Origin of the sequence: Shewanella sp. Scap07 (genome assembly GCF_013394145.1) — a bacterium.
Lineage (GTDB): Bacteria > Pseudomonadota > Gammaproteobacteria > Enterobacterales > Shewanellaceae > Shewanella > Shewanella waksmanii.
The window spans coordinates 600,798-626,921 of sequence record NZ_CP041329.1 but is presented as its reverse complement, the minus strand read 5'-3'; the positions used below and the strand labels follow the sequence as shown (position 1 = coordinate 626,921).

At 46.1% G+C, this 26,124-nt stretch carries 17 protein-coding genes; 7 read left to right on the top strand and 10 right to left on the bottom strand.

Annotated features, from left to right (window positions below; all coding sequences use genetic code 11):
• Nucleotides 1-3: 3 nt before the first annotated feature.
• The 4 genes from FLM48_RS02800 to FLM48_RS02785 form a co-directional block, all read right to left on the bottom strand.
• Complete coding sequence (locus FLM48_RS02800) at nucleotides 4-435, bottom strand: hypothetical protein (RefSeq protein ID WP_179023305.1); 432 nt, start codon at nucleotides 433-435, stop codon at nucleotides 4-6.
• Between the two features lie 108 nt (nucleotides 436-543).
• Nucleotides 544-1,485: a pseudouridine synthase gene (locus FLM48_RS02795; RefSeq protein ID WP_179023303.1), complete on the bottom strand. Its 942-nt coding sequence runs from the start codon at nucleotides 1,483-1,485 to the stop codon at nucleotides 544-546.
• Nucleotides 1,486-1,593: 108 nt separating this feature from the next.
• On the bottom strand, nucleotides 1,594-2,169 hold the full coding sequence (locus FLM48_RS02790) for an LON peptidase substrate-binding domain-containing protein (RefSeq protein ID WP_028772749.1): 576 nt from the start codon (nucleotides 2,167-2,169) through the stop codon (nucleotides 1,594-1,596).
• A gap of 356 nt (nucleotides 2,170-2,525) precedes the next feature.
• Nucleotides 2,526-3,584 (bottom strand): patatin-like phospholipase family protein, encoded by a 1,059-nt coding sequence (locus FLM48_RS02785; protein WP_179023302.1) that lies wholly within the window; start codon nucleotides 3,582-3,584, stop codon nucleotides 2,526-2,528.
• Nucleotides 3,585-3,645: 61 nt separating this feature from the next.
• Between FLM48_RS02785 and FLM48_RS02780 the strand changes: the two genes are divergently transcribed.
• Nucleotides 3,646-4,107, top strand: a complete 462-nt coding sequence (locus FLM48_RS02780) for a hypothetical protein (RefSeq protein ID WP_179023300.1) — start codon at nucleotides 3,646-3,648, stop codon at nucleotides 4,105-4,107.
• Here FLM48_RS02780 and FLM48_RS02775 read toward each other — a convergent pair.
• On the bottom strand, nucleotides 4,104-4,970 hold the full coding sequence (locus FLM48_RS02775; RefSeq protein ID WP_256871026.1) for a DUF4437 domain-containing protein: 867 nt from the start codon (nucleotides 4,968-4,970) through the stop codon (nucleotides 4,104-4,106). The two genes, FLM48_RS02780 and FLM48_RS02775, sit on opposite strands and share 4 nt — an antisense overlap.
• A 277-nt stretch (nucleotides 4,971-5,247) precedes the next feature.
• On the opposite strand from FLM48_RS02775, the gene FLM48_RS02770 reads away from it, so the two are divergent.
• Complete coding sequence (locus tag FLM48_RS02770; protein WP_179023298.1) at nucleotides 5,248-7,518, top strand: aminotransferase class V-fold PLP-dependent enzyme; 2,271 nt, start codon at nucleotides 5,248-5,250, stop codon at nucleotides 7,516-7,518.
• A gap of 30 nt (nucleotides 7,519-7,548) precedes the next feature.
• Here FLM48_RS02770 and FLM48_RS02765 read toward each other — a convergent pair whose 3' ends face one another.
• Nucleotides 7,549-8,421, bottom strand: a complete 873-nt coding sequence (locus FLM48_RS02765) for an AraC family transcriptional regulator (RefSeq protein WP_179023296.1) — start codon at nucleotides 8,419-8,421, stop codon at nucleotides 7,549-7,551.
• A 495-nt stretch (nucleotides 8,422-8,916) separates the two neighbouring features.
• Here FLM48_RS02765 and FLM48_RS02760 point away from each other — a divergent pair, with 495 nt between their 5' ends.
• The 4 genes from FLM48_RS02760 to FLM48_RS02745 all read left to right on the top strand — a co-directional run bounded on the left by FLM48_RS02760 (nucleotide 8,917) and on the right by FLM48_RS02745 (nucleotide 15,605).
• Nucleotides 8,917-10,191, top strand: coding sequence for a carbohydrate-binding protein (locus FLM48_RS02760; RefSeq protein WP_179023294.1), 1,275 nt, complete (start codon nucleotides 8,917-8,919; stop codon nucleotides 10,189-10,191).
• Between the two features lie 635 nt (nucleotides 10,192-10,826).
• On the top strand, nucleotides 10,827-12,089 hold the full coding sequence (locus tag FLM48_RS02755; protein WP_179023292.1) for an MFS transporter: 1,263 nt from the start codon (nucleotides 10,827-10,829) through the stop codon (nucleotides 12,087-12,089).
• 36 nt (nucleotides 12,090-12,125) lie between these two features.
• Entirely contained in the window at nucleotides 12,126-13,004 is an 879-nt protein-coding gene (locus tag FLM48_RS02750; protein WP_051484519.1) for an ROK family protein, read from the top strand.
• Between the two features lie 39 nt (nucleotides 13,005-13,043).
• Nucleotides 13,044-15,605: a family 20 glycosylhydrolase gene (locus FLM48_RS02745; protein ID WP_179023290.1), complete on the top strand. Its 2,562-nt coding sequence runs from the start codon at nucleotides 13,044-13,046 to the stop codon at nucleotides 15,603-15,605.
• 39 nt (nucleotides 15,606-15,644) lie between these two features.
• Here FLM48_RS02745 and mepA read toward each other — a convergent pair whose 3' ends face one another.
• From mepA to FLM48_RS02725, 4 genes are all read right to left on the bottom strand, one after another.
• Nucleotides 15,645-16,499 carry a penicillin-insensitive murein endopeptidase gene (gene mepA, locus FLM48_RS02740; RefSeq protein WP_218645323.1) on the bottom strand — a complete coding sequence of 285 codons (855 nt, stop codon included), beginning with the start codon at nucleotides 16,497-16,499 and terminating at the stop codon, nucleotides 15,645-15,647.
• Between the two features lie 166 nt (nucleotides 16,500-16,665).
• Nucleotides 16,666-18,984 (bottom strand): M4 family metallopeptidase, encoded by a 2,319-nt coding sequence (locus FLM48_RS02735; RefSeq protein ID WP_179023288.1) that lies wholly within the window; start codon nucleotides 18,982-18,984, stop codon nucleotides 16,666-16,668.
• A gap of 494 nt (nucleotides 18,985-19,478) precedes the next feature.
• A complete protein-coding gene (locus FLM48_RS02730) occupies nucleotides 19,479-22,151 on the bottom strand; it encodes a TonB-dependent receptor domain-containing protein (protein WP_179023286.1) in 2,673 nt (890 codons plus the stop codon).
• Between the two features lie 86 nt (nucleotides 22,152-22,237).
• On the bottom strand, nucleotides 22,238-25,069 hold the full coding sequence (locus FLM48_RS02725; protein WP_179023284.1) for a hypothetical protein: 2,832 nt from the start codon (nucleotides 25,067-25,069) through the stop codon (nucleotides 22,238-22,240).
• Between the two features lie 508 nt (nucleotides 25,070-25,577).
• Between FLM48_RS02725 and FLM48_RS02720 the strand changes: the two genes are divergently transcribed.
• Entirely contained in the window at nucleotides 25,578-26,036 is a 459-nt protein-coding gene (locus FLM48_RS02720) for a hypothetical protein (RefSeq protein WP_179023282.1), read from the top strand.
• Nucleotides 26,037-26,124: the final 88 nt, after the last annotated feature.

The following is a 26,124-nucleotide window of genomic DNA, read 5'->3' as shown; positions in this document are numbered from 1 at the left end:
GGCTTACTGCTCTGGCTTAGGCATAGGGCGACTAACAGGTGCACTGGTGGCTTGTTCACTACTTTGATGCTTGTGATAAGCGTAGTCTTCAGGGCTATGAGGTGGTTGAGTTGGTGCCCGCTGAGCACTAGGTGCATCTGGACGAGGCACGGGTGCTTTATGTTGACGCTGTTGCACCACTTGTTGCTCAAACCCATCTTCATTAACCACTCGACTTGGACGCTGCTCAACCGGCGCCGTTTGCGATACCGGAGCGCTAATAACCTTGGCCGCCACTGCAGGGGTTTGTGCAGAAGGAGCTGGCTTTTGGGCACTCGATACTGGCGAGTCTGCGGTTGAGGATAGCTCAGCGGCAGGTTCTTGCTGGCTATAGAGTGCCACGGCAGCTAACGAAACGGCCACCACGGCAATAGAAATCAGTCCTGTTTTATTCATATTATTATCCTTTTTATAGGCATAAACTCAGGATAGCGATGCCTTCAGTGTCAAATCAGCATAATCTGATATGGTCTAAAAAACAACAATAGAATATTTTATACAAAACTACAAAGTCAACGGCTCACAGCTGACATCGATGGGTTTAGCTGTGATAGGGTCGTTAAATTGTAGACGTTGGGCCAATAGTTGTAGCGGCTGGTTATAGTCGTCATCCTGCGCAGCTTGCAGTTGCGGATAGCATAAATCATTAATAATTGGCATGCCTAAGCTGTGCATATGCAGTCGTAATTGATGGGTTCGACCAGTAATTGGCGCTAGGCTAAATAGTCCAAGTCCTGCCTTCACTTGTTCAAGCTTAATGATCGAATGGCTATTGGGTTCGCCATCAACCACTTTGCGGGTAAAACTCGGTGTGGCTTTGACAATACGATTACGCACCTGCCACTGTAGCGGCAGTGTCAAAGTGTTATCTTGCCAGCACTGAGATAACTGCGGCGTGAGTGGCGCAATTGCCTGATAGGTTTTAGTAATTTCACCGTCGCGAAATAATCGGTGATAGGCATCACGCCCAGAAGCGGTTTTACTCAGCAATACTAAGCCACCCGTAGCCCTATCAAGCCGGTGCGCCGGTTCAATATCCATCAACCCAGTTTGCAGGCGTAGTCGGTTGACTAAACATTCGTTGATCACCTTGCCACTTGGATGCAATGCCAAAAACGGCGGTTTATAAGCAATGATAATCTGCTCATCTTGATAAACGATGCGATGTTGCAGCGGTATCTTGGCTTCAACGGCCACTTCTCGGTAGTAGTAAAGGCGTTGGCGACGACGCACCAAACTGTCAAGCGTAACCGGCTGTTTATCATGCCAATACACGTTATTGGCCTTGATTCGCGCGCGCCATTGCTCTACATCGATATGTGGAAAGCGCTGGCACAAAAACTCCACCACAGTTAAAGAAACTGACGCGTCGGCTGGCACCGCGACATAAGATGCTTGTTGGGCACGCACAGTAGAATGGGTTGCAGCAGGGGAAGACTTGGACATGACTCGCTCAAATAACCGTTAACGCCAACATTGTAACAGCAATCATGACATTATGATCTGCAAGCAGAGGTACTCGTTCAGACAATGGTTTGCAACAAGCCAAACCAGCTAGGTCGCGTGAGATTTGATTAACTCTAAAACAAAATCCATCGTCTTATGACAATCAGGTTGGCTCAGTAATAGCTGCTTGTCTTTATTGTACAGAGGTAACACCTCTAGCCAGCGCTGACTCACCCAAGTCGCATCATCAAGATGCAAGTGCACATACAAACCGAACAACTCAGGATTCACTTCATAAAACTGCGCTAAAGCCTGACTAATGAGCTCAAATTCGCCTTCAATAGGTTCATGCTGCCAATTATTAGATGCCAATGTACGGGCAATCCATGCACCATCACGGCGCTGGGCGGCAGACAACACTTTTACTCGCTGTCGTCCCTCAAGCACTAAACCTAAACTGTCGTCATCAAGTAAATTAAAGTCGATAATATCGCACTCAGTCGCCAGTGGATAACAGGGTATGACTTGCTGCTCTCGTTCCATAGCAAAGGCTAATCGGTAGTCGCCTTTTAACACTTCGGCTATCACCGCAAGCTGGCCGGGTTCGACCACGCGGATCTCGATACGACCGCCAGGCAATAGCAGATCATCTCGCGCTATTAGCGCCATCTCATGAGTTAGCATCACTACCCCCTTCCCGCTTTGGGTCGGCTACAGTGTATGAATTAATCGCAATAAAAGTTGCTTAGCTCAGCCTTTGTTTGTCGCTTTGCTATGACAGCGATAGTTAATGCAGCCGCTGCAATTGAGTTAATCATTGCAGTCCTTGGCCTCGCAAACACGCCATTACTTAACCAGCGGCACCTTTAAACGATTAGTACAAAAATCAGACAAATTTAATCGATCATGTAAAGTGTAGCAGCTTCATTCAAAGCTGCTTAGACACAGTAGGCCAACGATATCGCCGCGGCGATCATCCATCGTCACTACTTAATTAGACAGGGGATATTACGATTTCATTTCATGATGCAGCGTGAGTGCTAGTACAAGTCCTCTAGATAATCACTTACATTGCCTTTAACTACGACTTCGGCAAACTCATCGGCAAGTTGCTGGCTCATTTTTAGTGCCGATTGCCAGTATTGAATGCGCTCATCGCTACTGAGGCGGCTAAAGTCTTCACGGTCGGGAAGCTTGCCATAAGGCAAACTGTCGATAAATCCTTGGCTGGGCGCTAGCACCAACGCATCGTGATAATTGCTTGATGCACGGCGCCAACCGAGTGCTTTATCAAACCAACCAGGTTTCATATGGGGATAGAAATGCGGATATAAGGTGAGTCCATCGCGTCCGGTATGGGGAATATCAAAATGATAGTCACTGATACCACCATCAAAATAAGCCCCCGCAGGTGCGCCACTGATATTGTGTACTGGGGCAATCACCCAAGGTATTGCCCCGCTAGCCACAAGCACTTGCTGTACATTGTCTGCGGTTAACGCGACCGTTGTTGTCGGTAGATCTGCCAATTCGCTAAACGGCGACGTGTTAGGGCTAGTGGCAAACACTGTACGCTGAAAATGTAGCGCGATACTGCGGCGGCTCAACAAATTACTTGCTGCCGCCCCCAGCAAACCCGCGGCCAGTTGCGCTCGATGCTGCCCGCCATTTAGATGCCGGCCACGGCAGGCAATAAAATGGCTATTTACCAGCGGCTGAGTCACGATATCGGTCCCGGATTTAACGCCCACGATGCCGCTAATAATCTTCGCGACATTAGCACTAATTTGCTCCGGTGAGGGTTTAGTATCGTAACGCTGATTAATGTACAGCGCCTCAAAGCGAGAATAAGCAGCATCAATATCATCTTGGGCAAAACAGCATAAACGCCACGCGCCAGATGAAGCACCTAAGGTATCGATAACATGCTGACGATTAGCTAAAAACTGACTAAAAATATACCGGTCTAGTGCAGCAATCCCTATCCACTTAGGTCCACCGGATGCGGCTAATAGTCGGGTAAACAATTGCGGATTTAAGCCTTGTTGTTCAATGACTTTTCGCGCTGTCGGTCCAACTAAAAATCGTAATGACGCCAAAACTACTCCCTGATATGATGAGTGCTAAATACCTATCTGCCGCAATGAAAAAGGACTTTTTATGGCTGACCCAAATTGCCCTGCATCAATTATAATTCGACCTTTTCGCCAGTTTACACTGGGCTTTGCTATTTTCTATTTATTTTTACTCGGATTGATGTTTATCCAGCGGCTAGGTAGTAGTTGGGCAGAGTGGCTTAATTGGGCTGTTTTCCCCATTATGGGCATCGTCGCTGTCAATTATATGTGGCATAAAAGAATGGTTTTCGATCCGTCTCAACTCCACTTTATCAATATGCCACTTGATCATGGTCGCACTACAACTAAGAATCTTAGCGTCCCTTATCACGATATCGGCTCAGTACGCTTACTCGGTGACCAACTTTATATCGATACTCGTCAAGGAAAAGTCAGCTTTCCACTTAAACCGCAAAGCCGAGTCGCCACAGAGCTTCAGGCTGCATTTGCACAATTTGATATCACAATGATTGTGCAGTCCTCATTGGTCACCAGTGATGATTAAAGCGGGCTGTGGCTCTCTAGACGATATGTGCCATCGGTACGTATATAAATAATGCTTGCTTCACCATTTGCTGCCACTTCATGGCTAAAGTTACCTTGAGATGCAAAGTAGCTACCACTGTTCAAACTGACCTGCCCGTTGGACTCCACGGATTGATAGTTAAGTTGACCTTGAATCACTACAGCACGAAATTCAGCAGCATCGACTGTAATCCGCCCCTGATAATCCGCAGGCAGTTTCAACAGCAATCCGCCAAGTTGCCCGTCAATGGGGCTGCCCCAAAGTTGGCTTAATTGCACATTAGAGTCTTTGCTAGCACTGGTGTTACTTACGGGTTGCCAAACTAAATTATCCCGGTGCATATTCAATGCATGCTCACCACTAACAAACTGCTCTGCAGATGGTTTAACCAAATAAGGCCCCGCGTCGATTTCTAAGTAAATTAGATTACTTTCGCTGTTTGCAGCTGTTATATGGTTCTCACCCGCTGGCTGGGTCCAAAAAGAGCTGACTGGCATCCACGCTTTAGCCGCTGCGGGATCATCGTTATGTAATTCACCTTCAATCACGATACCTCGGTAGCTGATATTATGAATGTGTGGTGGTGAAGCAAAGCCACGATTAAATCTCACCAACATACCCGTTGCTTTATTCTGGGTGCGATCTCCCCATAAATTAGCAGCCGCGGGACTTTTATCTCCTCTTAACGGATTAAGGTATCCCCATTCAATCGCATCGCTGCTTAGCCAGGATGACTGCTTATACTCAGCGATAGGAACAGCGTCATTAGCAAATGTTAACTGGCAGCCAAATGTCACCACCAACAGCACAGCTTTAGCGATTACGCGCCTAATCTTCATCATTCCACCTTAATCTCATCCCACATATTCAAAACAAACAACATCATAAGCGAACCAAAACAGTTGATAAATGCCGCCTGACTTTAAACACTATCAATAAATTATTGATAATTTCCCTGGCTCAAACCACTGTCAACTTCCGTTGCCATACACAGTAAATGTGATCTTGATCAATATCACCAAACTGCTAATATAACCAAATCGAATTAGTTATCACCAAAAGAAATAAAAGAATAGGTGATGAATTAAACCCACATAACCATAAGAATAAGAGTTACCCATGAGCCAAAGCCAATCACTGAGCCAAATTTACCTTGATGCTAACGCTACCACCCCAGTACTGCCCCAGGCAGCAGACGCCGCAGTAGCTGCAATGCAGGAGTTATTTGGTAACCCAAGCAGTAGCCACATTACGGGCCTGAAAGCCAAACACTTGATGGAGCAAACTCGCCAAAAGGGGCAGCAATTACTCGGCAGCGGCAATGGCAAATTGATCTTTACCAGTGGGGCGACAGAAGGTATTCAAACTGCAATCCTGTCGGCACTGATAGCCGCCAAACAGCAGATGCAAGCCGACAAAAGCTATAGCCTACTTTACGGCGCGACAGAACATAAGGCGGTGCCCAACTCACTGGCACACTGGAATGAGATCCTTGGCATCAACGCTGAAATAAAAGCCATTCCGGTAGATAAAATGGGTAATTTGGACAATGACTTTATTGCCGAGCATGTGCCTTCGGCATTGATGATTTGCACCATGGCGGTCAACAATGAAACTGGCGTGTTTCAAGACCTCCCCGAACTCGATCGCTGTATTCGTCAGCATAATCCTGACGTATTTTGGATGGTCGATTGTGTACAGGCGTTAGGAAAAAGACCACTAACACTCGCTAACACCAGTATCGACTATGCCCCATTTAGCGGTCATAAGCTCTACGCGCCTAAAGGCATTGGTTTTGTATATATCAGAGACAACGCCCCGTTTACGCCTTTTATTGCCGGAGGCGGTCAAGAAGGAGGGTTACGCTCCGGAACTGAAAATCTGCCAGGTCTAGCAGCATTATCGGTGATCTTTGATATGCTACTTCAGCCAACAAATAGCCCTTTTGCCGATTTGCAAACCCTTGATAGTTTTCGTCAGCAGTTAGCTGATAGCCTCACTCAGGCTTTCCCTAGCATTGTGTTTAATCACGACTTTAGCAACAGCGTGGCAACCACATTGAATTTCGCGATTCCTGGATTCAGTAGTAAAGAGATCATGGATCTCTTTGATGCGGCCCATATCCGCGTCAGCTCCGGATCAGCGTGTAGCTCAAAAGTCACCCGCAGTTTCGTACTTGATGCCATGGGACTGCCGACCTGGCAGAGCGAAAGCGCGATAAGAATGTCTTTTGGACCCGCCATTAGCCAACAAGAGATAGACGCTGCATGTGCTCGCATTCAAACGGCGGCAAATGCGTTAGGCCAAAGCTGCTTGCGGATTAACCCTGAGCAAATCGATGACAAATCACCACTCAACGGCCTAGTAGAACTGCGCGCTGGGGCGAATTGTTGTTGGGTATATACTGACCAAGCCAGTCAACAAGCCGTGGTCATTGATGCCGTGCCGGAGCTGGTTGAGCGAATTGACACGTTATTGCAATGCCAGCAGCTACAAGCTGTTGCCATACTCGATACCCACGGCCATGCCGACCACGAATCTGGCCGCGTTGCGCTGGCAAAGTTACACTTAGCCAAGCAAGATTGTGATCACTTAGGCTGGCCAGCAGACAGCGATAAACTGGATTTACAAAACAATCGTTTTGACATGATGAAAGTCGGCACCCTAAAACTAATTAAGGTGCCCACTCCCGGCCATACCGATGATAGCGTGACTTTTCTTCTAGCCAATGATGAACGGATTCACTTTGCCTTTTGTGGTGATACGGTATTGATGGGCAGCCTTGGGCGCACTAACTTTGATAGCAGTAGCGCCGAGCAGATGTTCGACAGTCTCAAATCTTTGTATGCATTGATAGGCCAAGATACTTTGCTGTGCGCCAGCCATGATTATCACAACGAGTTCACCACCAGTTTCGCGGCGGAAATGCCCCGAAATGCGCTTTTAAAAGCGGTGTTAACCGAATCCATTGACCGTAATGAGTTTGTCAGTCGTAAGCAGCAACTTGATGCCCACCTATGCGATGAAGTTGGCCAAACCATTATGTGTGGCGCCTACACACAAGATTGCCAGCAACAACACATCATTGAATATACCAGCCAGACGCTAAGACAGGTGCTATCGCAACCTAACGATCTGAAAATTGTTGATATACGTGAGCCCCATGAATACGCGTTGCAACATGATCTGGCCGACTTAGATAACTGCGATCTCAACATCCCGCTAACACGCCTAGTGCAATTCATTGAAGAAAATAGCAACGCTAAACAGCAGCAGTGGGTATTAGTGTGCCGTAGTGGCAGCCGATCAATGGTAGCTGCACAGGCCATGCATCGCCTTGGCTTCAGTCAAGTGGCCCATTTGAAAGGTGGCTATGCCCTAAGCGCCTAACCCTATACAGCTAAAAAGGGCTAGAAGCATTCAGGACAATAGGTGCTTCGCCCTAATTTGCTTTCTAAACTGGCTAGGCGTACAGCTCTTTATCGATAAAAACTGTCGGTTAAAATTGGAGATGTTGTTAAAGCCACATTTGTCACTGATAACAGCAATGGGGTGATTAGAGGTGATCAGTAATTTACAGGCTTTACCGATACGCAGTTGATTAATAAATTCGGTCAATGTGCGTTCGGTGCGGCGTTTAAAAAAGCGATGAAAATGATTGGTGCTCATATGAGCAAGCTTGGCCATATCATCAGCATAAAGCGCTGAATCGAAGTTCTTGTAGATGTATTCAATCACCCTATCTAGCTTATCAATGCCGGCATCGGTTTTATCCCCATAGCTAAAAAAGCTACTCGACAACGGCTGAGGGTCTTCATCTTGCAGCATGATATTAAACAGTTCCAAGAGTAAAATATAACGCTGGAATGTATCTTCTTGGGTCATGCGCTCAAACAAAGCCTTAGCACGCTCGCCGCTATGACTAGAGAATAAAAGACCGCGCCCAGAGCGCTTCAGCATGGTTTCTAGTGCGGTCATTTCTGGATGATCTGCACTTAAATTTTCAATCCAAACTTTGGGGATTTGCGCCACATGGACAACTTGCATAGAGCCATCTTCATTAGGGCTACTATGCCAAGTATGGGGCATATTAGGCCCCACTAGCACTAAGTCGGCATCAGCGTAATCAGCAATATTATCACCAACATAGCGTAAGCCTTGACTGTTAAGCGTCAAACAAACCTCGTACTCAGGATGGTAGTGCCAATTAAAGTCAATTTGAGGGATATCATACTTAACGTACCGCCAAGAGCTATTGGTGGACGGTATCACCTTCTCGCACATGGGTTTCATCGTAAAAATCCGTTTATTTGTAATCCGACCTTGGTGCTAATTCAATAAAAAGTGAAGCGCTCTCTCCAGAAAGCTTAGCCAGTTTATCTAAATACCAAAGCAATGATATTAGACCTTAATATTATATTATTCTACGCTGTTCGCTAGCCCGCAACTCATCGTACCAGCACCACTTTGCAGATAATTTGACATATTTAATTATTATTTAAAATATACAAAAAACCACCAGTAAAAAGTAACATCAATAAACCTAGAGCAGACAAGCCATTCAGCGATAAAATTAATAAAAGCCCGTCAAAGTAACAAGTTTATTATCCGATATTTAAAAACACTGAATTACAATATTTAATATAAGAATAACTTGATAGAATAATATACCAACAACCTTGATTCGTATAACTGACCCTCACATAAGTCGATAGGTTATTTATGGCCAAACATATAAAAAAATATGGCAATGAATAATTACCCTGAAAACAATAAGGACGATTTACTGTGAATATAAAACCCCTAGTGACCGCACTCACCCTTGGCTTAGCAACATTGGGCCAAGCAAACGCCGCCGATAAAACTATCTACCTCACTTTTGACGATGGCCCAATGAATGCTACACCAGCACTGCTTGATACCCTCAATGCCGGTGGCATCAAAGCTACATTTTATGTCAATGCTTGGCACTTAGACGGGATTGGTGATGAAAACGAAGATTTGGCTTTAGTCTCTCTTATCGATACCTTAAAAGGTGGTCACGTGGTTGGTAACCACAGCTACGATCATATGATCCACAACTGTGTAGAAGAGTTCGGCCCCACCAGTGGCGCAGACTGTAATGCGACCGGGAATCATCAAATCAACTCCTATCAAGATCCTGTGTACGACGCATCAATGTTCGACAAAAACCTAACGGTGCTTGAGTCATATATTCCTAACATTCAGAGCTACCCTAACTATAAAGGTGATACGTTAGCACGCTTACCGTATACCAATGGCTGGCGTTCTAGCGGCGAGCTAAAAGGTGATGGCTTATGTGCCACCTCTGATGACTTTAAACCATGGGAGCCAGGTTATGTGTGCGATCCTGACAACCCATCAAATAGCTCAGCAGCAGCCATTGAAGTGTCCAATATTCTGGCCAATAAGGATTATCTCATCCATGGTTGGGATCTTGACTGGGCGCCGGAAAACTGGGGGATTGCTTTCCCCGCTAACAGCTTAACGGAAGCATCGGATATGTTGGCCTATGTTGATGCCGCCTTGAATGCTTGTGCACCGGTCACAATTAACCCGATTAACTCTAAAACTCACAACTTCCCATGTGGCGACGCGTTACATGCAGATAAAGTGATCATCCTTACCCATGACTTCTTATTTGAAGATGGTAAACGTGGCCAAGGCGCAACGCTTAACTTACCTAAGTTAGCGGAGTTTATTGAACTGGCTAAGGCTGCTGGTTACGCCTTTGATACCATGGATAACTATGCTCCTAAATGGCAAAACAACGTTGACTACCAAGTGGGTGATTATGTCACCTACCAAGATGTGGTCTTTAAAACAGTGATTGCCCATACCGCACAAGATAACTGGGCACCCACAGCTAACTCTAACCTTTGGGTGAAGAGCACACCTAGCGCGGTTTGGTCGGCTAATGTCAGTTATCAAGCAGGTGATTTAGTGACTTACATGGGAACTGAATACACGGTTATTGCTGATCATGTATCTCAAGCGCTTTGGACACCGGCTGCGAGCGATACACTGTTCGCGGTTAACTAAGTCCCAGCGTTTTAGCGTACTAAAAGTAAAAAAGGCCAACAGTTTTCGCTGTTGGCCTTTGTCTATTTGTCTTATTAGTTGCTGCAATAAGTTTGTAGACACTGTTGATATAAATGATTGAACAGTGGCTCACTAGCAGCACAGGCTGATTGTTGACCTGAACACATGGTAATTTGCTGTTGCTGAGCGGTTATAACACAAGAGTCAGCACATGATGCTGCAAACGCGATACTTGCCTGTGCGCCCAAAAACAACCCAAAAGAAACCATCGTAAGTTTTAGTCTATTTATATTATTCATTTTGTTTCCTTATTAATTTAGCTTCTTCATGAAGCATAAAAAACCTACATTCAATATTTTATAAACATCAACAACTAATATTAAATTTGATATTTACCCATCAGCAATCAATAGAATAATACAACTCCCCGATATTAATGTCGGTTTCATTTTTTGCAGCAAGATGGCTGCAATAGAAAAGTATTAGTATTTGATAGTTGTGTATATCACAGACTCCTGAATCCTGTGCACACTAAGTTTGCTAGTCAATTAGCGTTGATAACTATCACTAGGAACTGTCACTAGGTAGGCAAGTGTTTTGCTAACTTAGCTTGCTCAACCAAGGAATTACGGGTCATGAAGACAAACAAATTTATCGTAGCGTTAGTGCTAGTCACTTTTTTTGTAGTGTCTTTTATCACCAATATTATCGGCCCAATCTTCCCGTCACTGGTTACCGATTTCGACATCAGTCTCGCCCTCGCTGGCTTTTTACCGTTTTCCTTCTTTGCCGCCTATGGCGTCATGTCGATTCCCGCGGGTATTTTAGTTGATAAACACGGCGAAAAGCCTGTCATTATTGGCGCATTTTTGCTGGCTTTCAGCGGCTCCTTACTGTTTGCACTGCTACCGACTTTCACTATGGCGATGTTGTCGCTCTTTTGCATCGGCATGGGTATGGCCATGCTTCAAGTGGCGATTAACCCGCTATTGCGGGTAGTGGGTGGAGAAGAGAATTTTGCATTCTATTCAGTATCCGGCCAACTGCTTTTTGGTATAGCAGGCACCTTAAGTCCCATTGTTTTTAGTTACTTTGTCACAGAACTCAATGCCCCCGCAGCAAGCGGTTTTACCTCAGTTGCCCAATCCGTTATTCCTAGCAATATGCCTTGGTTGTCGATGTATTGGTTGTTTGCAGCAATGTCCATTTTTATGGTGGTGTTAGTCAGTAAGGTACGTCTGCCTAAAGTCAGCCGTAATGATGAAGAAGCGACCGGTACCTTTGCTGTCTACAAACAGTTGCTGAGCAACAAACAAGTCATGCTATTTTTTATCGCCATTGCCGCCTATGTGGGGTCAGAGCAAGGCATTGCTAACTTTATGTCGCTGTATTTACAACAAGCCCATGGTATTGACCCTCTCACCCAAGGTGCCGGTGTTGTCAGTCAATTTTGGTTGATGCTCACAATCGGCTGCGTGTTAGGTTTAGGATTAGTGAAAATTCTCGATAGTCGCATCGTACTTATTCTATTTTCAACTGCAGCAATTGCTGCACTCTGTTTCGCCCTCTTCGGTTCGGTAGAAGTAGCCTTGATCGCTTTCCCTTTGACAGGCTTTTTCCTCTCCGTTATGTGGTCAATCATCTTTTCACTGGCACTTAATTCAGTAAAAGCGCACCACGGATCCGTTGCGGGCATTTTATGCACAGGTATTATTGGTGGTGGCCTTGCGTCACCGCTAGTGGGCCTGATTATTGACCTCACCGGAAACTTAAAATCGGGGATGGTCGTGGTATTTGTGCTACTCGCCTACATCTGTAGCATTGGCTTTTGGGCTAAACCATTAGTCGCCAACAAAACCATTAAACTGTTCAACAAACGCGCCACACCGGTCAGCTAGCTACCTGTTATATAGCGCTAACTCTATAGGTTCCCTATGCGATCATCCCCTATTGTCACTTTAGATATCGGTGGCACAACGATCACTGTTGGTCGCTACGACCAACAGCAAATTACCGCTAGCGAAACGTTGGCTTTTCCGGCAACGGCTGAACTCGACACCATTACCGAGTTCATTATCCACTGTATCGACAAGTATTTTGAGACCGATACTCAAGCCATCACGATTGGGGTGCCCTGCATCGTTAATACCCAAAAGGGCATCATTTACGATGCGGTGAATATTCCTGCATGGCAAGAATTTGCGCTCAAGCAGGTCTTAGAAGGTCACTATCACTGCCCGGTTTATATCAACAATGATGTCAATTGCTTTACTGCAGGTGAGCACCGCTTTGGCGCAGGAAAAAGTTACCACGACATTATCGGACTCTGTTTAGGAACCGGTGTCGGATCAGGCTTTATCATCAATAATCGACTCCATGAAGGCCATAATTGCAGTGCCGGCGAAGTGGGTGAAGTGAGCTATAAAGATGCCACCATCGATGATTATGCGTCAGGGCGTTTTTTTGATCGTTATATCGGTGATAAAGGCGCAGTGTTAGCGGATAAAGCACGCCAAGGAGATGCTGACGCTCAGGCAGCCTTCGAACAATTTGGTGAGCACGTCGCTTACGCTATATCGCAGTTATTACTCATACTCGACCCACAAGTGATAGTGCTTGGCGGATCTGTGGCCAAATCTTTTGATCTGTTCAGCCACAGTGTATGGCAGTCGCTCACCCAGTTCCCCTATCAAAAGGTGATTGATAACCTGCAAATCGTCACCGCCAGCGAACCCAATAGCGCGCTACTTGGGGCGGCACAACTGTATTTAGATAGTCAGTCAAACTCAGCGCCAGTATCGATGGCGAGCTAACAATAACTTATCGTTAAAAATAACAATAAAGAGATTAAGATGATAAAAAAGACACTCACACTTATCGCCAGCTTACTCAGTTTGTCCGCCAGTGCACAAACCAGCGTCACGCTACTCAGTGAACAACTGGACATCGACTATCAGCTGGTTGATAGTCAGCCACAGCAATGCCCCGATGCAATTTCTAAATACCATGGGATCAGCAGTTGCTACCAATCAAAGTTGCACCTCACTTTGCCTAACACACTCACAGCAACTAATTGGGACATTTACTTCAGCCACCTCATGCCAGTTGTTGAGGTGCACTCACCAGCGTTTACCATTGAGCACATCAACGGCGATTTACACAAAATCAGCCCTAAAGCGACATTCAGCGGTTTTAATGCGAAACAAACTTACACCATCGACTTTGTCAGTGGTGGCAGCCAAATTACCCGCAGTGAGTTTATGCCTAACTTCTTTGTGCATAGCTCAGGTCAGCCAGCGCAAATTATCGATAGCACCAGAATCAGCATCGACCCTGAAACGGGACTCGAACTGCAACCCTATTTGCTGCCTTTTACCGACAGAGAACACCAATTTAGGCTCAGTAGCGATGACAGGACCACTTGGGCCGATACTCAAACAATCTATCAAACTCAGCCTCAGTTCAAACAGCCAATCGATGTTCGTCATCGACTCATTCCGACCCCCAAGAAGCAAGCTTTACTCAGCGATGTTAAAGCCGGCGACTTGAGCAACGGCGTTGCCGTACACGTAACGGGTATTGACCAAGCAGAGCTACAAGTCGCTTTAGAACGCTTGGCGAGCCTTGGGGTGGTGCAACATCCACAAGGGCTAGCGCTCAATGTCATCGTTGATAGCAAAGCCAACATGGAAGCTGAAGGCTACCAACTGGATATATCTGCAGATGAAATCAACATTCGCAGTAATGACAAAACTGGTGCTTTCTATGCGCTGCAATCGATATCAGCCCTACTCACTAAAGGCGACTTAAGTCTGCCAGCAATGAGTATTGAAGATGCGCCACATTATCCGTTTCGTGGCCTACATGTCGATGTGGCACGGAACTTTTTAAGTAAAGCGTTCATCTTGCAAACCTTAGAGCAGATGGCTGCTTATAAGCTCAACAAACTACACTTACATCTCGCTGACGATGAAGGTTGGCGCCTCGCGATTGATTCATTACCGGAACTGACTGAAGTAGGAAGCCGCCGCTGCTTTGAAACCACCCCCAAAAACTGCTTACTGCCCCAATTAGGCAGTGACATTGAAACCAGTGATAAGCAATATTTCAGCCAGCAAGACTACCTAGAAATCCTCGCATATGCTAAGGCTAGACATATCCAAGTAATCCCATCTTTAGATATGCCTGGTCACAGCCGTGCAGCTATCCATGCAATGGAAGCTAGGTATCAACATTATTTGCAACAAGGCGATAGCCAAAAAGCCAATGAGTACCGTCTGGTCGAGCCGCAAGACACCACCCATTACTACTCCATTCAGCATTACACCGACAATACTTTAAACGTATGTATAGATAACACTTATAAGTTTATCGATACCGTGATAACTGATGTTCAAGCTATGCATCAACAAGCCGGTATGCCTCTGGATATTTATCATATTGGCGCGGATGAAACCGCCGGAGCATGGCTTGAATCACCGGCATGTAACCAGCTAAAAAAGCGCCTAGGGGACCAGCTCGCAGGCCTAAACACCTTGAACGGTTATTTTATTGAACGAGTCGCCACCATGTTGCAGCAAAAAGGCATTCAAGTTGCTGGTTGGAACGACGGTATGGGTGAAACTCGCCCTGACAACATGCCTGCCAAGGTGCAAACCAATTCTTGGTCACTACTATACAGTGAAGGACATATCCCAACCCATGAGCAAGCCAACAGAGGTTGGCAAACTGTGGTATCAACCCCTGAAGTGACCTACTTCGATTTCCCTTACCAGGCACACCCCGAAGAGCCGGGTAACCATTGGGCGGCTCGTCATATAAGCACCCAGAAAATTTTTGAATTTATGCCGGACAACTTACCAGCCCATGCGGAGATTTGGCGAGATACTAAAGAACATGCTTACCAAAGTGACGATAGTAAGACACAGCTAAAACAAGGCAACGAATTTAAAGGCATTCAAGGGCATTTATGGAGTGAAATGATCCGCACCGACGAGCGGGCGCAATACATGCTCTACCCACGTTTATTAGCGCTTGCAGAGCGGGCTTGGCACCTACCCGAGTGGGCATTAGCCTACGATTACCAAGGCAAGCACTACCATGAAAAATCTAACTATTTTAGCCAAGATTCACAAAAGCGACGCGACCAACAATGGCTGGCATTTGCTACCACGTTGAGCCTAAAGGCATTGCCTAAATTAGAGCAAGCTGGGGTGCTGTATCGTATTCCAACCGTGGGATCGCAGCGTGAGGGTAACACGCTCGCCACCAGCACCAGCTTACCGCAGCTACCTATCGAATATCAGGATAAACAAGGCAAGTGGCATCAGAGCCCACCGCCGCTAGAGATTATTCAAGCTGTGCGTGCCACCAGCCATGATGGTTCTCGAAAAGGACGCAGCTTAAAGCTATAACAGCCTGTGGTGGCTCAATCACTTCGCGTTGGGCCACTATCAGCCATTTAACATGGCTCTGCACTGGGGCTGCATAGGTTTAGGCTTAGCTTTGGGCTTTTGCACCGTTTCCGTTTGGGGCTTTTTTGGGGCAGTGATTTGTTGCTGCCACCAAGCTAACTCGTCACAACCGTTACCCGCCGATATCTCAGCTTGATTTTGACATAACGCATCACCAGCAGGACACCGCAGCCTCACGTGCATATGTAGTGAATGTCCCCACCATGGCCGTACTCTTTGCAACCAACTGTCATCTTGCCACTGCATAGAACATAACTGATGTTTTATCGCGGGATTAACAAATATTCTGGCAACTTTTGGATTGAGCGCCGCTTGGCGAATCATATCCGCATGCGACTGATGCCAGTATTGATTCACACTAAAGGTACCAGCTTGCACTACATCTAACTTGCTGGGCTGCTCTCGCTCATCATCGGACAATAATCCGCCGGCCTGACGAAACCATATATCAACATCTAAACCACTTTGATGACTACGGTGCCCTGACTGAAAGCGCCCACCTCGAGGCATCGACATATCACCTATCAATAAATATCCGTCATTGCTTTGATGTAGGGTTTTACTTAATTGCTCAATAAAATTTACCAAGTCTGGGTGACCATAGTAACGGCCTCGCTGTGTGCGAATCACTTGATAGCCCTCCCCCACCAATGGCAACGCCTTAGCTCCACTAATGCAGCCGTTCGCATAGCTGCCGATACTCGCTGCCTCGCCACTTACAGGCGTGTCAAATGTATCCCATGATCTCGCCGTGACGTGTGAGGGCAATAATCCAGTCAGCAGCATCAATAGCATTGTGCGAACAAACACTCGATATGAGCTGATATCAAACATACAAGGCTCCTGTTGTTCAGGCAGAGACTCTTCAAAGTGCAACTTATCTCAGTACGGATTATGAGCAAAAAAAAAGGCCATCTCAATGATGGCCTTTTTCTGTCATAAACTCAAAATGGATTTGAGCTCAATGCCAGCTTGTCTCTGGTGAGTCGTTAACTGCTTTTTAGAAGTTAACTACTTGCTCGTTAGAACATGCACCTTCAAGCTCGCAAACTTGATAAGTTACGCTGGTCACGTTCTCGTCTCTGAAGCGGTCGGTATAACGAGATGAACCCGTAGTACCCACTTGTACACCGTCACGTAGCACAACGACATCACCTGCAGCGCCGCTCCACTCTAGGCTCACACGGACTGAACCGCGACGAGACTTGTTCGCACGCGTCACTTCAAGATCAACGGTCATCGCTGGTACTTCGACATCATATGCCGTAGTCACTGAATCAGTTGCACCATCATCATCGGTCACGGTTAGCGTCACGCTGTAGTTACCAGACATAGTGTACTGGTGCGATGCCATTGCGCCGCTGCCCATGCTACCGTCACCAAAGTCCCAGCTATAATCTACAATCGTACCGTCACTGTCAGTACTTGTGCTAGTAAATGTACCAACACCTAGCGCGAACGCGGCATCAAATGAAGCCTCAGGGCCCACATTAGGTACTTCATCACCAACAAAACTACCCGTTAGAGTGGTATCAGCATACGCTGACCAACCGTTTAGCATTACCCAGTAAGTGCCGGCTTGAGCTGGGTCGATGTCACAGGTTTCTTCGTTACCCGCAGCATATGGACGGCAATCGTAATCACCTGTAGTCGGTGCTTCACCAAAACGTACGTACATGTCAGCGTCACCGCTACCGCCTGTCATAACAAAGCTAAGATCCGTTGCGCCAGCAGGAACCTCAAGTGTGTAATAAGACTTTTGACCCGCACCACCTGATGACATTACGCCTACGCCATTTTCAAGAACCGTTGGCTCCGGTAGTGGCTCTGGCTCAGGCTCAACACAAGCCTCAACACCTACGGCTAAGAATGCGGCTTCAACATCTGTGACCGTGTAACCTAAATCACTTGCTGCTGTAGTCACACCACAAGCACCATCCCAAAACTCACTATCGGCAGTCCAATAAAGTTGGTTAGCAAGTACCATTACGTCAAAGGCTTTACGCGTATCCCAGCCCGCTGTGGTAGCCAGTAAATAGAAGGCTTTATTGAATACACCCGAGCTGTAATGCACATCTAGACCATCATAGTAGTCATCTGCATGGCCAATAGATACACCATCTAAAGTTGGATCATCCATGTAGCGCAATGCACCAGGCGCTTTAAAAATATCCGCACCCACTTGCCAGTCATTCACACCGTGCATGAAGAACTCAGCAGCTTCACCGGCCATATCCGAGAACGCTTCGTTCATACCACCTGACATGTTGGAATAGATAAGGCCAGAGTTTTGCTCAGTGAAACCATGGCTAACTTCATGTGCAGAAACATCAAGACTTACTAACGGGTGGAAAGTGTTTTGACCATCACCAAATGTCATGGCCGCACCATCCCAGAACGCATTCTCATAGTTGTTGCCGTAGTGAACACGCATGGTCAATTGGAAGCTCAGCGGCGCGGTGTTGTACCACTCGCTATACATGTTATAAACCACATTACCAAAGTAGTGCGCATCGTTTAATGGTGAATATGCACCATTAATTTCTTTCACTGTGTTACGCGGGCATGTGTATTCAAACGCTGTTGTACCGCTAGTACCATGATTCAAGTTAACAGTTTTCACGTTAGGCGAATTCATAGTACAAGTATCGACGTTTTGCTCAACGTCTAAGAAGCCAAAATCAGTACCGTATTCATACTGACCTACTTTCTCGTTACCACCTGGACCTGTACCAATTTCAGCATGGGCGATACCATCCCAACGTTTTAGTACTTCACCACTGTGTGCATCAACAATCGTAAATGGACGTGATGGTGAATCACCGTACTCAACATAAGAGGTGATATAAACTAAACGTGCTTGACCCGCATCGTCTTGATAAACGAAAAGTTCGGCCTTTTCATTGTGACGAGCTTTGCTAACAACGTTTTTTTGCTCACGTACCGATGCGCGCATGGCATCTTCGGCTGACAATTTAGCTTGGACAAACGCTTCACCCTTGCCAATGTTGTTAAGTACTTTACCTTTTAAATCACTGTAAAAACCCATTTCTGACTTAGCAGCGCTAATGCTGTGACCGTATACTGGCACACCATGAAAATACTGTTGTAAACGCTGTTTGCTACCAGACTTAAGCTTAACTTCTTTTGCCACTTTGAAATCGCTGCCCGCTTCAAGAGAAACGACGCTATTGATGTTGTTGCTTGCAGAGAGGTTTCTCAAAGACGATACGTCTGTACGGTCAGCTGCCATAGCTTGTGAGCTAAGTGCCGCTGTCACCGCGAGAAAAACCAAAGATGTTTTGTTTTTTAGCATCATGCTGTTTACCCATTATTTTGAATAATCAAGAGAGTGTAGAGCGGCTTTGCCGCACTATGTCCTTTTCTCAGATGACTTCCATGCCACAGACACAACGTAAAACAGACTGTTGAACACAAACTCCATCGATGTCCCCCACTCACATCCTCATCACTCATTGACGTAAATGTTAGAGATGCACTCATGCTATAGAGCTAAGATTTGCCAAACAATTAGAAGAAGGAACTAACTTAAGGGGCTTTTACAGCGTGAAATATAAACTTTTGGGTAATAGCAGGATTTAACACCTCGCTAACATAGCTGTGGCGGGTGTTTCGATTTATCACTCATCAAGCCACTACAAACATGAGCAAAACTAAAGTATGAGTACAATAGACACATTTGAACCGTTGAAGCGATTACGATAGTTGATGGCAATTCAAATAGGCATACATAGAACAAGCCCGCACCAATTTGGGGCGCGGGCTTGTGTTAGACCTATGCTTCACAGCGAGTTAGTATGTATAGCTAAACTGCAGCGTGTACTCAGTGCCAGGATCTTTGGCGTATACCTTGATGCCTTGCTGCTCATACTCGGTTTGTTCACCTAAGATATTTTTCGCTTTAAACTTAATCGCAAAACTCTCTGCGGGAAAAAAGCTATAGGTAAAGTCCAAACTATGGAACGGCTTTTCGTACACATCATCAAGGCCGCCGCGACCGCCATAGGCGATACGTTCACCAAACACGTTATACACTAGCGTTGCACTATGATAGTCATCTGGCGAATCAAAGCTAAGCTGCAAATTAGTCACCCATTCTGAATGGCCCGTCATGCGACGCGTTTCATTGGTGGGGTCAATCTCACCATTAGGTGAAATATCAATTTCAGAGTCACTTAGGGTTAAGTTACCGGTAATGAAAAAGCTTTCCCAAACACTACCATCATCGCCAAAGAAGCTCAGATCTTTAAGGAATTCAGTTTCAATACCATAAATATAACCCGAATCAGCATTGTAGAACTTAAGTTGACGACCTGCCTCTGAAATACGTTGAATCGGCTCAATCGGTGCAGCAATGTCTTTATAGAAACCGCCAACACTGAGGTTAGTACCCGACTCGGCATACCACTCCCAACGTACATCAAAGTTGTAGATGTCCGAACTTTCCAGCTCTGGGTTACCAAAGAAATCGAAACCTGTGACTGGGTCTTGGAAACGTACTGGCGAGACTTCACGTAAATCTGGACGCACAATCGTTTTACTTAGACCTAAACGCCATTGGGTAGTATCGGTATCTTTCCAAGTTACTGACAACGATGGGAACCAGCCATCTTCGGCAATAGCATAGTCACTCATGTCGTAACGGCCGCCCTCATCGGACACTTCGCCTTCTGGATCTATGGGTAACGTGACTCGTCTAAAGTCTTCATAGCGTACGCCAGCATAAAGTCGCCATACATCATCAAAGTCGATATCCACACTCACAAACGCGGCATCATTCTTCTCTGCGGCAACATAATCTTCGGTGTCGGTAGAAGCATCTTTGAGCTCAATATCTAAGGTATCATTGGCAATATTTTCATCGCTGAAAATCTGGTCAAAGTCACCTGATAGAATATCGCCATTTGGATCGGTTGGGCTCAAGCCCACATCGAAGCCTAAACGAGTAGCATAGCTCTCACGCGTGCGTTCAAAATACTCATAACCCGCCTTAATGGTCGCCACATTATAACCAAACTCGATAGGCAGCGCCGCACTCCAGTTATAGTTGACCGTGTCATCTTCAAGCTTGCTATAGACATACTTAGGCGCATCTTGGGTATTGAGGTTCCGCGAAGTGAGATTGCCGCCATCATCAAACAAAACATTGTAGGTGTAAGACAGCTCGTTTGGCGCGTAGCGCTCAGAGCTCGCATCAGAATACATCCACTCAACTTGCAAGTCCCATAACATCTCAAAGAAGTGATGCCCTTTGATCTGATTACTTAACAGTTCACGTTCTTCGTAATCAACTTGGTAAACCTGCAACGCGTTAGGCTCACCTAGGGTGTCAATGGTCTCTTCAATCGCCACCGACACATCATCAGAAGTGTCGCGTAAGTAGGTAGTGAAAGTCTCAATCTTATGGTCTTCGGTAAATTCAAAACCTAAGTTCAGCATCCCAGATAACTGCACAATAGAATCGGTGCCCACCACATCTTTGGCATTTTCTACTTGTGCTTGAGACTCATCACCGTCAAGTTCCACATCTAACTTAGTGTAGTTTTCCGCTTGCTCTTTGTATGAAGCAGCCGCCATCACGCCAAAAATGGCATCTTCACCGATGTCCCAGTTACTACCTAGGGCGATATTGCCGCGAAACCCTGGATCGGTTGACTCGGTTTTTACCGTCATGTCACGGTAAATGTCACCGGCCAAATCACGGTTCATCTGTTGCGCCGAAGCAAAATCAATCTGGCCATTTGAACCAGTTACAATATCAATCGGGCTAATGCCGCCATATTGATTAACTGTTTGAGTGATGCTCCCTGGCATTGCTCGGGTGCCATCATCTTTACCTTGCCAGTCGTCACCGCCACCATTGTAGGTGTAGGTATCTTGACTGTCGTTGGTATTGTATCGGCCACCTACCGACACCTTAAAGAAGGTATCTGCTGGAATCGATTTGGTACGAATGTCCACATGACCACCACCAAAAGCAGCAGGCATATCGGCTGTACTGCCTTTTTGCACCGATAATGACTCAATAATAGATGCTGGGAACATATCCAAAGGCACCACATTACGGGTCGGATCCGGAGACGGAACGGTAGCACCGTTGAGTGAGGTGCTCGAGTAGCGCTCACCCAATCCACGTACATAAATAAATTTGCCATCTTTGAGCGTTAAACCGGTTACACGTCGCAGTGCTGCGGCAGCGTCGCTATCACCCGTTCTCGCAATCTGTTCTGCGCCCATTAAATCGGCTACCGCAACTTGTTCGCGGCGCTCTTCCATGGCGGCTGAAGCATGGGCACGTAATCGGCCAGTAACTTCAATGACCTCAATAGGGAAGTCTTCACCTGGGTCAACATTGTTTTCATCTTGTGCAAAAGCAGGCGAAGCTGTAAAAAGCGTGGCCGCTGAAATCGCCGATGCTACAGCTAGACTTAGCTTACTTGCAGTAAAACGCGGCTGAGTTTTCATAGAATTTCAATCCTGTAGGAGTTCAAGGAATAGAATCAATAAGTGCAACAATAAAGGGGGGAGCACTGGCTCCCCCGTGCTATCACTTATTGTGGGTAGTAAGCCCAACCTTGACGCCAGTCAGTCTGACCATCGAATGCACCAATGTAATCAGTTGACTCAAAGAAGCTATCTGCCGTGCTCATGTCAGTACCCGTACCTAACAACACAGTATCGGTGCCTGCTGGCATACCATCTGTTAAGCTCACAGCACTCGTGCTGTTACCAGTCTGACCAAGGAACCAAGTTTCAACGTTTACCGCATCTGCTGTTTCAGTATTGTCAGAACTATACTTAAATGGCTCATTACAATCGATGATTGAGTGGGTCATCACCAGCTGGGCATTGTTAACGTTATCAACCAAGTCAGCATAAGTACCATCAAGCTCTAAACACTCACCTGTTTCAGTCTCAGCAGTCGCACCTTTACGGCCTTGTACAAGCACATTGTGCAGTTCACCCGCTGTTGCTACGCGAAGTAGAATACCTTCGCCTTTGTCACCGCTGGCGTTTTCGATATCCATACCAGGTAAAATAGTCACGTTTGATAGCGTCGGTTTAGATACTGGCGTATCACCGCTGCCTTTATGGCTGTCCGCTTCAATACCACGGTTAGCAGCACCGTCTTCGTGAGTGATATAGACAAACTGCGCCTTACCTTGCCAACCGTTAGTCCAATCTAGGCTGTCATCGAAGTTTTCAGTCAGGTAGACATATTTAAGGTTGACCGCACCACCCCAGAACTCAACACCATCATCGCCGTTGGCGTGAACTTGGATATGGTCAACTTGTGTGCCGCTACCTACCGCTGCAAACGAGATACCGTTCATTTCCTGAGTATCGTTAACTTTGAAACCAGCGTACTTAACTACGACATAACTTAGCTGACCACTGCTGTCGGTGTTGTCATTACCACCATATGGGAAATCACCCACTTCGAAAGCAACATCACAGCTGGTGGCATCTTCACACTTGTTTGTCAGACCATTACCCAGCAGAACTAGACCGCCCCACTGACCACGTTGACCTTCTGCCCCCATAATCACGTCTTGCTCAGAGGTCATCACAATAGGATGTTGTGCATTACCCTGTGCCATGATTTTTGAGCCACGGCTCACTGCAATGTAGCTGTTATCTGTGGCAAACAAAGAGGCACCCGCCTGAATCCCAAGTGTTGCTGAATCCGTGTTGTCACCGCCAACCACGACAGCTCCGCCATCAATTTTGTACATGACGTTTTCACCGGCAAGCAGGGTGATATTTGAAGTGACGTTACCTTCTAAGGTACATACTAGGTTAATGTCTTCATTCTTGTAGATACCTGCTACAACGGTTTCAGCAGCGGTGCCTACCGGGCAAGAGGTCAGGGTCGGCAAACTTGTTACCGGTGGAGTCGTATCGCCATGGATGGCGGTTGTCCAACCTGTAGTCCAATCGTTGCTGCCATCAAATGCACCAATGTACTCGGCATCCACCAAACGGTCATCCATGTTGCTCAAATCGCTTGCACCACCCGTCAGAGCGACTGAAGAAGCATTTGGTATGTAACCGTCAAGGTCAGATGCACCGGCTAAGTTGCCATTTTGCTCTAAGAACCAAGCTTCAACATCTAACGCTAATGTGCGGCCTTCTTCAGCATCAGGCTTAGCATCTTTAAATGGCTCAACACAATCAATTAAGCTGTTTTGCATGGTCAAGTTAGCATCTTGCGCACTCACGACTGTGTTGTCATCGTTGATTTCTAAACATTCACCTGAATCAACGCCACCTTTAACCAGTACGTTATAGGCATGTGCGCCGGTGCCTTTACGGAACAAAATACCTTCGGCAGCATCACCACCTGCATTTTCACCGTTAGCCACTTCAATTGTCACGTTAGCCAGTACCGGCATTGACTGTGGAGTCGCGTTAGCATCACTGTTGCTATCCGCTTCGATACCACGGTTAGAACCGTTATCGGCTTGGCGGATGTAAACGTGCTGGGCAGTCCCTTGCCAGCCGTTTGTCCAATCGAGAGAATCATCAAAATTCTCGGTGAGAACCACGTTAGAAATGGAAACGTTACCGCCCCAGAACTCAACGCCATCATCGTTGTTCAAATGCACTTGGATGTGGTCTACAACAGTCCCGCTGCCAACCGCACCAAATGAGATACCATTCATTTCTTGGGTATCGTTAATTTTAAAACCACCAAACTCAACGCGAACATACTTCAGCACGCCAGAGCTATCTTCAGCGTTGTTACCACCATAGTTGTGGCTACCAACCTCAAAGGCCGCATCACAAGCATCCAAATCAGGGCAAGTGTTCACTGGCGCATTACCGAGTAAGACCAAACCACCCCATTGACCCGCTTCACCAGCTTGGCCAATCGCGCTCTCTTTTGAGGTAAATACAATCGGTTGAGTTTGCGAGCCTTCAGCGTGAATGCTTGAATCACGGCTCACTACCAAATAAGAATCACTGCCGCCGATAATTTTTGTACCCGCTCGTACTTCAAGCTCAACGCTGTTTTCTTTGTCGCCACCAGCAACAACAGCGCCATCAAGCTCCCAAACCACATCGTTGCCTAAAACGATTTTGGCTGCATCTTGTCCACCGGTGTCGCCAGAGCCCATAGTTGAAGCATCGGTTGTTGGCAGTAACGAACCTTTCAACGTCCATACTTCTTTACCATCAACAGATAAACTGGTGTTACGCTCAGCAAATCCACTATAAGCGGCCTCTTGGTCACTTACCGTAGGTGTAGTTGGGTTAGTTGGGTTAGTTGGCGTCTGCGTTTCTTCATTGCCAGTATTGATATTAATATCACCACCACAACCCGCTAAGGCTAATGCTGTAGAAAGCGCACCAAGTTTAAAAATATTTTTCAGGTCCATTGTCATCTCCGGGGACGGATTAAAGCTATTGAGTAATTAGGCAGCAAAACCTAACGATCAAAAATGACAAAAAGACTGCGCCAAGGTGTCAGAAACATTTCATTAACATGTCAAAATTAATAAATCCTTATTGAGCAAGGGATTGCAAGGTGATCGGCAAGTAAAAAAAACAGCAATTGATTAACAAAAGTTTCATGACGTGCAAAAAAAAATCAGCTAACAACTCATTATAAACAGTTTATTTTGGCAATTATTAGCCGGTCATAGTCCTAGTTGGTGATGCTGGTTTACGGTCTAATTTAAGCCGGTTCTGCATAGCTAAACACCCAAATAAAACCATGGCTAAACCAACCTATGTGACAGGGTGAATGACTACCTAAAAGCAGCATTTATGGCCTTTTTTGCCCACCAAAAGTAGGAATCATTGCACCGACAATAGCCTTAGCTGTAATCACTAAGCTACCATCGCATTCCCTGAGTAAAATCGCTTTAAATATAAGGATATAGAATGAATAAACCGACTCTCCTACTTGCCGCTATCGCTGCATTATCACCACTCTCTACAGCGCAAGCTTTAATGTGTGCGCCTGGTGAGCAATATTTACTATCAGCATTTGCAGTAAATACCTCCGAGCCGAGCACGCAGCCCAGTAGTTTTAGCTCTGATGAGCCCAATGGATTTGTCAGTGAGTTTGGTCAACTCAATTTACATATGATCGATTGTCATACCGTGGAAATCACCACTTTCGGCGAACAGGAAGAAGTGTTTACTGTCCGCTCGCCTAAGCTAGATTTGTGTGACAGTAATAACATGAAAGGCAAGATCACCCTTAAGGGCAAAGACGCCAAGCTCACCATTGATGTCGCCAATGGCAAACAACCGCTATATCAATTTAGCTATCGCTCTTATACCGATGAACAGCAAAAGCACTTATTTGCCAACAATGTCATCAAAATCAGCCAATAATGACAGTGATATGACAATGGCTTTAAGCTAAAATAACTAAATGAGCCGATAAAAAAACCCAGCATATGCTGGGTTTTTTTATCGTTAT